The organism is Aliiruegeria haliotis, from assembly GCF_003003255.1.
Classification (GTDB): domain Bacteria; phylum Pseudomonadota; class Alphaproteobacteria; order Rhodobacterales; family Rhodobacteraceae; genus Tropicimonas; species Tropicimonas haliotis.
Window position 1 is genome coordinate 219,402 of the sequence record NZ_PVTD01000007.1, and the last position, 10,067, is coordinate 229,468.

Annotated in this window: 12 protein-coding genes and 1 pseudogene; 7 read left to right on the forward strand and 6 right to left on the reverse strand. The window is 57.7% G+C overall.

Features of this window, described 5'->3' with window-relative positions; genetic code table 11:
• Positions 1-240 precede the first annotated feature (240 nt).
• From yghX to CLV78_RS16825, 3 genes are all read left to right on the forward strand, one after another.
• Positions 241-1,128 (forward strand): YghX family hydrolase, encoded by an 888-nt coding sequence (gene yghX, locus CLV78_RS16815; protein WP_106206132.1) that lies wholly within the window; start codon positions 241-243, stop codon positions 1,126-1,128.
• A 90-nt stretch (positions 1,129-1,218) separates the two neighbouring features.
• The gene (locus CLV78_RS24570) at positions 1,219-1,632 is read left to right on the forward strand and encodes a twin-arginine translocation pathway signal (RefSeq protein WP_425427960.1); all 414 of its coding nucleotides are present in this window, start codon (positions 1,219-1,221) and stop codon (positions 1,630-1,632) included.
• 686 nt (positions 1,633-2,318) lie between these two features.
• A complete protein-coding gene (locus tag CLV78_RS16825; RefSeq protein ID WP_106206134.1) occupies positions 2,319-2,867 on the forward strand; it encodes a hypothetical protein in 549 nt (182 codons plus the stop codon).
• Between the two features lie 63 nt (positions 2,868-2,930).
• Here the strand turns inward: CLV78_RS16825 and CLV78_RS23995 are convergent, their stop codons facing one another.
• Both CLV78_RS23995 and CLV78_RS16830 read right to left on the reverse strand, forming a co-directional pair.
• The gene (locus CLV78_RS23995; protein WP_211301025.1) at positions 2,931-3,104 is read right to left on the reverse strand and encodes a hypothetical protein; all 174 of its coding nucleotides are present in this window, start codon (positions 3,102-3,104) and stop codon (positions 2,931-2,933) included.
• A gap of 87 nt (positions 3,105-3,191) precedes the next feature.
• The gene (locus CLV78_RS16830; protein ID WP_106206136.1) at positions 3,192-3,734 is read right to left on the reverse strand and encodes a hypothetical protein; all 543 of its coding nucleotides are present in this window, start codon (positions 3,732-3,734) and stop codon (positions 3,192-3,194) included.
• Between the two features lie 393 nt (positions 3,735-4,127).
• On the opposite strand from CLV78_RS16830, the gene CLV78_RS24000 reads away from it, so the two are divergent.
• A complete protein-coding gene (locus tag CLV78_RS24000; RefSeq protein WP_158263583.1) occupies positions 4,128-4,286 on the forward strand; it encodes a hypothetical protein in 159 nt (52 codons plus the stop codon).
• 266 nt (positions 4,287-4,552) lie between these two features.
• On the opposite strand, the gene CLV78_RS16835 is transcribed toward CLV78_RS24000, so the two are convergent.
• Positions 4,553-5,260 (reverse strand): IS6 family transposase, encoded by a 708-nt coding sequence (locus CLV78_RS16835; protein WP_106206138.1) that lies wholly within the window; start codon positions 5,258-5,260, stop codon positions 4,553-4,555.
• Between the two features lie 67 nt (positions 5,261-5,327).
• On the opposite strand from CLV78_RS16835, the pseudogene CLV78_RS24200 reads away from it, so the two are divergent.
• Positions 5,328-5,774: pseudogene (locus tag CLV78_RS24200) on the forward strand (hypothetical protein); the annotation flags it as partial.
• 344 nt (positions 5,775-6,118) lie between these two features.
• On the opposite strand, the gene CLV78_RS16845 reads toward CLV78_RS24200, so the two are convergent.
• From CLV78_RS16845 to CLV78_RS16855, 3 genes are all read right to left on the reverse strand, one after another.
• A complete protein-coding gene (locus CLV78_RS16845; RefSeq protein WP_106206140.1) occupies positions 6,119-6,610 on the reverse strand; it encodes a GNAT family N-acetyltransferase in 492 nt (163 codons plus the stop codon).
• Between the two features lie 15 nt (positions 6,611-6,625).
• Complete coding sequence (locus CLV78_RS16850) at positions 6,626-7,141, reverse strand: GNAT family N-acetyltransferase (protein WP_211301026.1); 516 nt, start codon at positions 7,139-7,141, stop codon at positions 6,626-6,628.
• A 500-nt stretch (positions 7,142-7,641) separates the two neighbouring features.
• On the reverse strand, positions 7,642-7,998 hold the full coding sequence (locus CLV78_RS16855) for a VOC family protein (protein ID WP_106206145.1): 357 nt from the start codon (positions 7,996-7,998) through the stop codon (positions 7,642-7,644).
• Between the two features lie 188 nt (positions 7,999-8,186).
• Between CLV78_RS16855 and CLV78_RS16860 the strand changes: the two genes are divergently transcribed.
• A complete protein-coding gene (locus CLV78_RS16860; RefSeq protein ID WP_106206147.1) occupies positions 8,187-8,885 on the forward strand; it encodes a helix-turn-helix transcriptional regulator in 699 nt (232 codons plus the stop codon).
• Between the two features lie 718 nt (positions 8,886-9,603).
• Positions 9,604-10,067 (forward strand): tyrosine-type recombinase/integrase (locus CLV78_RS16865; RefSeq protein ID WP_146136714.1); only part of this gene is annotated, 464 nt, incomplete at its 3' end.

Genomic DNA, 10,067 nt, shown 5'->3' on the forward strand with positions numbered 1-10,067 from the left:
CAAAGCGGGCATCGCATGGGGCGCAAACAGAGTACTTTGCTGTTTCGCCGATCGTGGCCTGGAACGCTACGCCCGCGAGCGATAACGCGGATGTGACTCGGCCAATCACACTGGTTCTGTCGATACTGAATCTGAGCACGGCCAGTCGCGCACGCTCTCCGGCGGACTTCAGAAAGCGCATCACGACGCCTGGCACGGGCGCCAATGCCATCGAACCATTTAATAACAGGTAGCTCTCCAATGCAGCGCAAGAAGGCATCCGAATTCGATCCTCGGATTCTCGAACTCTATGACGGCTACGTTCATGGCAAGATGACCAAGCGTGAGTTCCTCCGAAGTTCCGGACAGTATCTCGCCGCGGGTGTTACAGCCGCAGCCGTGCTGGAGAGCCTGCAGCCCAACTACGCACTGGCGCAGCAGGTTGCCCCCGACGACCCGGCCATCGAGACGATGGCGGCCGAATACGAGAGCCCGAATGGACACGGCGTGATCAGGGGGCTGATGGCGAAGCCGGCCGGGGCGACGGGCAAGTTGCCGGCGGTTCTGGTGATCCACGAGAACCGCGGCCTCAACCCCTATATCGAAGATGTCGTGCGGCGGACGGCCAAGGCGGGCTACCTCGCCTTCGGTCCCGACGGGCTGACGCCCCTGGGTGGATATCCGGGGAATGATGATGATGGTCGGGCGATGCAGAAGGAACTCGATCGTGTGAAACTGATGGAGGATTTCTTCGCCGCCTTCGAGTTTCTCGTCGGCCACGAGAGCTCGACCGGCAAAGTCGGCGCCGTTGGCTTCTGCTATGGTGGCGGGGTCTGCAACGCACTGGCGGTGGCCTACCCGAACATGGCTGCCTCGGTTCCTTTCTACGGACGCCAGGCGGATGCGGCGGATGTGCCAGCGATTCAGGCCCCGCTGCTTCTGCACTACGGGGAGTTGGATGAACGGGTGAATGCGGGTTGGCCGGCCTACGAGGCGGCACTCAAGGAAAACGGCAAGGCCTACGAGGCCCATATCTACGACGGCGCAAACCACGGTTTCCACAATGACACCACCCCACGCTACGACGAGGCCGCGGCGACGCTCGCCTGGGAGCGCACCTTGGCTCACTTCGAAAAGCACCTGAGCTGAGTTTGGCGGGAGGTATCCGCCCCACTCACGAAACTTTGCGAGCGTTTGGGCGGGTCCGTTGTCCGCCCGAACTCGGTTTTTCCCGGCGACGTGCTTCAACGAGGTAGTTGTATCAACCCGTCAGAAACGAGAGCCGCCAATGTCCAGAACCATCGCATCGCGCCGCTCGCTTCTCGCCACGGACGGTGCCTGCGTTGCAGCAGGTCTGTGCACGGGGTCCGTTCCCGCGCAGGCGATGGCGCTCCGCTTGCTTGGCGGCGCATTCAGATCTGGGCACACACGACCGAAGGCCACGAACGCGATCCTCATAGCCACGGTGCGACTATCACCGATGCCAACGGGATCTTCCGTCTTGAGATGCCGCAGATCGTCCCCGCTTTCGGCCAGCCACACGGCCACCTTGCAGTTGATAGCGGCGAGTTCGAAGCTGTCTTCTTGCGCCCGGTGATGCGGCGTCCGAAAGATAGAAGCCAGGAAACGCATGTCGTCCTCCAGCCTGCCTGACACGGGTCCGGGCCGCTTAGATGAGCCGGGTTCGAGTTTTGCTGATCTCCGGAGCATTTGCGGCTGCCGTTACTCTGCCTCTCGCCCTTTCAGCAATGAGCCCACTTCTGGCTTGGCGCGGTCCAATTTACATCGCCGCGGGTTTCGCCGGTGTCAGCGCAATGGGCTCGTTGCTCCTGCAGCCCCTTCTGGCGGGCGGATACCTTCCCGGCTTGACCGTGCTTCAGAAACGGCGCCTGCATCGCTGGATCGGTAGCGCAGCGGCCCAAGCTTAGACCATGCTCCGGAAGCAGCCAGTCCTGAAACGCAGAAACTTCATAGCTTTCAGCGGAGTGTCTCCATGCTCGGACATTCCGCAGTTGGAAGCTGTCGCTCAGCAAGATAGGACCGATCGGCGGCATCGAGCCCAAAGGCGACGATGCTGCAGCATGGGTGAACTGGTGCTTTGCCGACCTAGTCGACATTTGAGTGTTTTGATCAGATGTCTGGTTTAAGGACTGGGAAGCGAGCAGGCGGTGCCCATTTGGCACATGTTCCGTTCTCCTGATCGAAAGGTTGTCAAAACTGTGGAGCGCATTTTTTTAGTTGCCAGAAAGGGTCTTACCCTCGCAGCAATCGGATGCTCTTCAATGTTCAAACGTACTCTATGTCTCTCCGTCCTTTTAGCGTGGCCCGCGGCAGCGGATATGTCCGACGAAGCCAATGCCTGCATTGACGAATTGCGAGCACGCTACGGCGATGTCGGCGGCGAAGTGCTGAAGCAATCAGGCAGCGAAGCTGGAACGCTTGTGGTGCTGCGCGATGGCTCGGGAGCGGAATACGAATGTGTTGTCTGGTCGGGACCCGAAGTTGCGGAACTACGGCGTGTCGACGCTGACGGCAGTGGCTCTAGCTCTGGCGATGGAACATCGGCAAGTGCAGCGTCCGGAACTCAACGCATTGAGTTCGACGCGGGTACCAGTGGAACTGCCATGACGGCAACGCTGAACCAGAATACGTCAGTTCGCTACGTTCTGGGCGCAAACGACGGACAGTTTCTGAATGTCGATGTTGGCTCTCACGGCGGAGCACTTGACTACAAAATCGAGAATCCTGATGGGTCGATGTTGCTCGATCTGATCAGTTCCGACACGCCCTACAAAGGCCAGTTGTGGCAATCGGGCGATCACGTCATCGAAATCCTCAATGCCGGCGCACAACCGGTGACGTTCGACGTCGGCATAGGGATCAACTGACACGTCAATCACCCGTGCTCGGTCCCGCGTCGACGCGGAATCGAGCAACCGTCCAAAGCAAACCTATATCGGCCAGATCAGGTTGATGACAAAAACCACAACGAAATAGGCGAGAAACCGTTTCCAGCTCCAGCGGTTCTTGTCCTCGTCACCCAGTATTCCACTTGCGCTCAATGCGATATTGGTGCCCACGAGCGCCGCGACGACGATGAGAGCGTGGATCAGATCGAAATGCATGGTCGTGCGTTCCACTGAGTTTTGCGATTGTGGGCTAACGGCACCTGATTGGTAGGCAGACCGTAAGCCCGAGTTTGGTTTGGTGGACTAGATGCGGCCCTTCTTGAACAGGTAGATGTCTCCTTTGGAATTTGCTTCGCAATTTCCATGCCGCTTTCCGGCGGAGACCTCGACGAGATAGTCGTCTCCGCCAACCTTGCGCCCGTTTGTCACGTGGATATCGCGTGGGTTGCGCCCCCAGCGGGCGGATGCTTCGCCGACGCAAGCGCGCTTGGCGAGATTGGGGAGATTATGTTTGACGTGATTGTCTTGCTTACGGTGTGCAAGGCGATGCTGCCGTTCCTGCTCTCCGGCCTCATAGCCGTCCGTATAGTTTCTGCCGCCGTCACGCGGGTCGCGCTCTGCATTGTGTAATCCGTCTCGATAGCCCCTATCAAAGGCCGCAATCTCTTCAACCTGCGTCAGGTGCTTCCCATCCTCATGGTGGTCTTCGTGGTGGGCAAGCGCTGCCGCTCCCAGAAGAACCAGCGCGCCAGCGGCCGCAGCTTTTTGTTCGTCAGTCCACTCAGCCTGGACCGGTGCAGCAACAAGCGCCGCTGCCATAGTGACCGCAAGAAAGCTGAATCTCATTGGTATCTCCATATAGCGACTTCGGTTCAGCACCCGATGCCTGCCGCAGCCTTGGTATCCGTTGCAACGGCGACTAAATCTCATCCACACAAGAAATGGAAGGCACTGTCGACTGAACCCGCTCCTCGCTTCGATCTTGCCGAAACTCTACCCAGATGAAGTGATCTTGCGCCGTTTCGTTACCCGCCGCCAACAAAGCGCTACATGCTTTCTCGGCAGATCAAAATTATCGTCGGCAACGGCTTTCGACCAACTCATAGATGCGAGATACGGCTTGATATCCGTATATACATATTGACTATGCAAAGCGCATGGTTTGCTGCGCAACGCATTGCTCGGTCGAAATCAGACCATAAGTCGTACCAACCAACTCTCGATCTAGGGACACCTTACATGAAAAAGATCACACTCCTGCTTCTCCTACCTGTTCTAGCCGCTTGTGCCGAGCCTGACATGACCTTGGAGACAGACATCTCGGAAGCAAACATCAACACTGAATGCCCGGTTGATGTATCGGAAGCTGATCGCGCCAATTACCCGGCTTGTAACTGACGTTGATCGCAGGCGGTTGGCTCGCCTCGGGCGAAGCGGAGCGCCTGCGTTCTTAGTCACGCAGACCGTGAGTTGTGGAAATTTACCGACCGGGTTGGCACTCGACCGGGTTTGGGGAGCCTGATCTGACTGGTTCAGTTTGATTGTTAGTGCATCACTGGCCTTGGTTCCATCTTGATAATGGTCTCCGGCGCTGGCGGCTTGCAGCCCAGAGGGTGCTGTCAGACAAATTCGAACCAGTCTCTGCAACGGCGGATCGCTGTCCCTTATGCCGCGCCAAGTTGACGCCACTCTGCGAGGGCGGCGGCACGGTTCTTCTTGAAGTTCGCTCGTGAGTGGAAGCTTCTCTCCGAGTTGAAATGGTTGAAGACAGAGGCGTGGATGGCGGCGAACAGCTGCAAACTTCGGATTCTCCGAAAACGCTGCATTGCCCGTTCTCGTCGTCGGAACGGCAGGTGCGAATTCTCAGCCCGGTTGTTCAGCCAACGGCCGGTTTCTTGCAGCGCCCAAGCGCCAATCGCCTTCAAGGCCGCCCCGTAAGAGCGAAGCAAATCAGTGTCGATGGTCTCCGGCCGACCGTAGCGGCGCATTGTTTTCTTGAGGAATTTCAATGCCGCCTTCTTGTTCCGCCGCTTCGTCACGAAACTTTCCAGGACCTCGCCTTCGTGATCAACCGCCCGCCAAAGATAGTAGCGTTTGCCGTTGATCTTCACGAACACCTCGTCGAGGTGCCAGCGCCACTGCGGCCAGGAACACAGCCGCTCGGCGCGTTTCTTGCGGATCTCGGAGGCGAACACCGGTCCAAACCGGTGCCACCAGAACCGAATTGACTCGTGGCTGACGTCGATGCCGCGCTCATGCAGTAGATCCTCGACGTTGCGGAGCGAAAGCGGAAAACGGACGTAGAGCATCACCGCCAGGCGGATGATCTCGCGGCTCGTCTTGAAGTATTTGAACGGGTCAGGTTTCGACATTAACGGAGGCTAGTCGGCCCCCTACCCCGCCGCAACCCAAGTTCCCCTGACATGACCCGAAGCCAGCACCCACGAAGACGCTGAGACGATCGCGGCGATCGTTGCTGGTCTGCCCGATGATCTCGGCGGGCGGTGCATGGCGATCCGTGTCGCCGAACTTGCACGCGCCGGGCTGACGCCGGACTGGATGCCCGGGGCTGTTCCGCTCTGTGTCCCTGTCGAAACCCGCTGCAACCAGCACGGCGAGCGGTCGGTCACCGTGGTCGTTGGGACCGAAAGCGTTCTCAGCCGCGGGCGATGGCGAACGGTCGATGTGCTGGCCTGTCCGGTAACCTGGAGACCGCATTCCGACCAGATTGATGGAGCGCGGCGGGCTTATGTCGACTGGTGGCAGGCGCTGGGCTGGATCCGGGACGGCCTGGCAACCTCCAGGTTGCTGAGAGAGATCGACGTCTCTGCGGAGATGCCAAAGTTCGAACCGTGGAATGTATGGGGGCCAAGTGGATTGAAATAACGTGATAGCACACATCCGGCTCAAAATGCTTGGCGAACGGCAGAAACGGGTTCGGATTTCACTGCACCTGCCGTTCGCCGCAGCCGGCGCAAGGGGCTGGTCCGCGGACAGACCCGCCTTTTGCTCTTGCGGCTTTCGCTGGTGCAGAAAATGCTCGCGCCTGCCGCGATGACTTCGCCGCGTTGCAGCCCAAGTCGTCGAACCGGTCATTCAAAGCGCCGAAATCTTACAGATCGGAAACCTCCCCTTCGCTGCAACCGGCCTCGACAAACGGGAAGCGGACTTTACGGCTGTAGGTAACAAACATTGATCGGTCCGCTCAACGCGACCAACCAGCCAATGGTCTAAAGCTTCAAAGACATCTCATGCCAAGTCATACCACCATGATCGGAGGCTGATGGCCGCAGATAGCTGTACCCAAGTTTCTCATAGAGCGGCACATGATGTTCTTTGCACATGAGGTGGATTGTTGATTTGTCCATCCGTCGCATATGCCTGACGAACTCGTCCATCAGCGCACGTGAATGGCCCCGACCTTGCACCATGGGGTCGACCACCACAGACTTGATGACGACGTTTGGTGCACCGGGGTCATGTCCGATGAGTTCTTTGAAGTCCTCGTCAGACATCTCGACCTCGTACGCGCAGCCACTATTGATAAAGCCAACGACTTCTCCGTCTACTTCAAGGATCAAAAAACCCTCAGGATAAGTCGCGATCCGTTTGGAGATTTTGGTGTGGGTCGCGGCTTCGTCACCTTCGTAGGCGGCGGTTTCGATCGCAAAGCAGGGGTCTGCATCAGCCAAATTGGCTTCACGGAAACTTCGCTCATCCATCTGGCACCAAAATTCTCAATTGTCTGACAGTGGTTTTACCATAAGAATCCAATCTTCTCCCGGTCCATCCAAATCGCCCTTTACCATGGGACGCCGAGCAAACTCCGAAAAACCGCATTTCTGATAGAGCCGGATCGCACCGACGTTTTCGTCGGCCACGACTAGCGCAAGAGTTGGGTGATGGCCGTCACGCGCGAGGGTTTCAGCCTGTTGCATCAGCACTGCCGCATGCCCCCGACTGCGATATTCGGGCAGAGTTGCGATAACGCTAAGGCACCAACTCCCTGGAACCATGTTCTCAAGCTCCACGAGAGGAACCCAAATCGGATCCACATCGTCTGTCGAAACTGGTTCGGTTGGGTGCGGTTGTCCCATGAGAACGGCCTCGACCCCGTTGCCTTGATCCAGCACGATCACAACCCAACCAGAATTCACTTGGTCAATTTGTTGCAATCGCCCCTGTTCCCAAGGGTCTCCATCCTTGCCTGCCGCTTTTGCCCATATGTTGAAGAGCAATCCTCCTGACGCCATGTCATTTAACCGCGCCACCGTACTTGCATCGTGAGGAAGGAAAGGGCGCAAAGGTGGAGCAATTGTTGCTGAAGATTCTGGTCTTTTTGGTGCTTGCATTAGGCGAGCATAGCGGACTTTCGCTAAGAGTGCACAAGCAGAGCAGTTTGGGCTCGCTGTCAGCCTTCGCCGCTCGACGCGCAAACCACGGCACTCGATCTGTCAATGACCGCTCATTGCGTGAGGTCGAACAAGATCAATGACTTGGCATGACGATCATATGACCGGTGATGATCAGCGTTCTGTCCCGGCAATGCCGCGCGAGCGTTCGGCAGCTCTGAGCCCACACTTGCCGGTCGTCGACACGACAACATCCGGCTGCTCTGCCGACATTGCGGTCATCTGACAAAAAATATCAGATGACCGGTCAAACCCCAAAGTGCCCAATGCTGCATGACCAACCGATGTCCGGTCTTGAAGAATCTCCGGCGCGTGGACCGTCGCTTTGTGTTCAGATCTCGCTAGTCAGAAAAGCACAGCTTGTTCCCATCCAGGTCTCTTACGTATGCGGAGAACCTTGGCCCACGCTGATTTGGCGCACCTTCACAGGTGCCACCGAGTTCAATGGCCAATGCGTGCATTCTCTGGACCTCTTCGTTGTCTCCAACACAAAAACCAACCATCGTGCCATTGCCATTTGTGGCGGGCTTCGTGTCAAACGGTATCGCCGCTGCAAAGGCAAAATCCTCTCCGAGCCAGTAGGTCATTCTTTCTGACGGTGCCACACACTGAAGGCCGGACTGCGAAAAAAGAGCGTCGTAGAAGGTTCTTGAGGCGTCCATGTTGTTTGTTCCGACAACAAAATAGTTCATTTTCATTGTTTGCTCTCCTTTGCGCCGACGTCGTGCCGCTTTGCATCGGTCGGTTATTTCCAGGTTGATGGGACAACGATCAGGTGGCGATCTTCGTTTGGTCTTCGTGTCCTCCTGCTCATATTGATAAATATGCCATTTTATGTCCTATTTGTTTCATGACCCGGACAAATGCGCATGACAGGCTGAGACGGATGGAACTGCTTGCGGTTCAGCTGAAGCAGGACGCCCATTGCACGGTCAAAGACCTTGCGCTTCAACACGGTGTCAGCGCGCGCACGATTGCGAGGGATCTGTCGCTCATGCGGGAACAAGGCATGCAGATCGACGCCGATCGGGGGCGCGGCGGTGGCGTGCGTCTTGACCGGAATTGGGGCGTCGGCAGGATGAACCTGTCCTATGCCGAGGCGGTCGATCTTCTCATCAGTATTGCTGTTGCAGAGCAGATGAACTCGCCAATGTTCCTGGCAAGCCTAGGGTCTGTCCAGCGGCAACTTGTGGCCTCTTTTTCGCTGGACAAGCGCAACAAGGTGAACCGCCTGAAGTCCCGCATACTGATAGGCGTGACTGCGTCAACTTACGTTCAGGCGAGCGCCAGCGCCCCACCGAAACGGGTCGTACAGGCCTTGCACCAGGCATTTATCGATCAGGAGTTGCTGCAGATACGCTACCAAAGAGAGGATGGCGAAACGTCCGAGCGGCAGATCGCACCTCACTACCTTTTGCTGAAATATCCAATTTGGTACGTCGTTGCGTTTGACGATCTCAGGCAGGGGCCAAGGACCTTTCGATGTGATCGAATGCTGTCTGCGGTCAAGACGGGAACGCATTTCAGCCTGTTGCCAAAGGAAGAATTCGGACCGTCTTTGGCGGGCGATGACCTGTCCATGTGATTGCACCGCAGATTGCGCCCGAACCGGTCAACAGTGGCCGAAACGCCACGACCGCCTTGTCCGCATTCCGGACCTTGCCGGCAACGCGTCCAATGACGGATTTGCGCAGGAAGCGGCAGGACAGGACAGTACCTTTGACCGGCGGTTCTGTCCGCGACTTGAGCCTTGAGCTCGTCGTTTCCGCTGCGGCTTGAATGAATGACTGGTTTTCCCGCCGCACGGCGGCGTAGAGGTTTACGCTGTCGCAGCGATTTCTGCGCTGCCTGCGAACATGGCGAAAATCTGAATTCACAGATTGGGCTCCTTGCCGTCGTTCTCTGCACGATGTCTCAACGGCTGCAATGCTCAGAACTAACCCATTGACAGAGCTGCCCCTCTTGACTCATACATCAATTATCGCAGGAGAACGCCCGGAGAACATCGCTCCGGGCGTTCTGCGTTAGCCCCCCTCCGAGGGTTCCTCCCGGGCGCATTTGTATGCGGGGGGGCTGAGCGCAGAAGATCGCCAGCGACAGTGGATTTCACCGGGGAATCCACCTGAGAGAATCCGGCCTAAAAAGCACAACAAAATCAGATGGATGACTTCGCGCTGGGAGTGCGGGGTGGATTGAACGAAGCCGCTACCGCGGCACTTGGGTCGCGCTGTTTGGGGATTGGTGCCCTGTCTGAGAGGATTGCGGTTGTTGACACCCGATCCACCCAGACAGGAGCACCTCCGATGAACACGTCCATCAGCCCGTTGCGGCAACGCATGATCGAGGACATGACGATCCGCAATCTGTCACCGGCAACGCAGCGATCCTACCTGTCTGCGGTGTCGAAGTTCAGCCGTTATTTTGCTCGATCCCCGGAGCAACTCGGGGTCGAGGATGTCCGGGCCTTTCAGTTGCATCTGGTCGCGGAAGGCATTTCCTGGTCATCGCTGAACCAGAAGGTCTGCGCCCTGCGGTTCTTCTACGGAGTGACACTGGGCCGATCCGAGATCCCGAGCCTGATCGCCTACGCACGGGCGCCGCGCAAGCTGCCGGAGGTTCTGTCGGCGGCAGAGGTTGTCCGCTTTCTGGAAGCGGTGCCCGAGCTGAAGATCCGCACGGCGCTGACCGCGGCCTATGCGGCGGGGCTGCGGGTGTCCGAGGTCACCGGTCTCAGGGTCACTGATATCGACAGCGGGCGCGGCGTGAT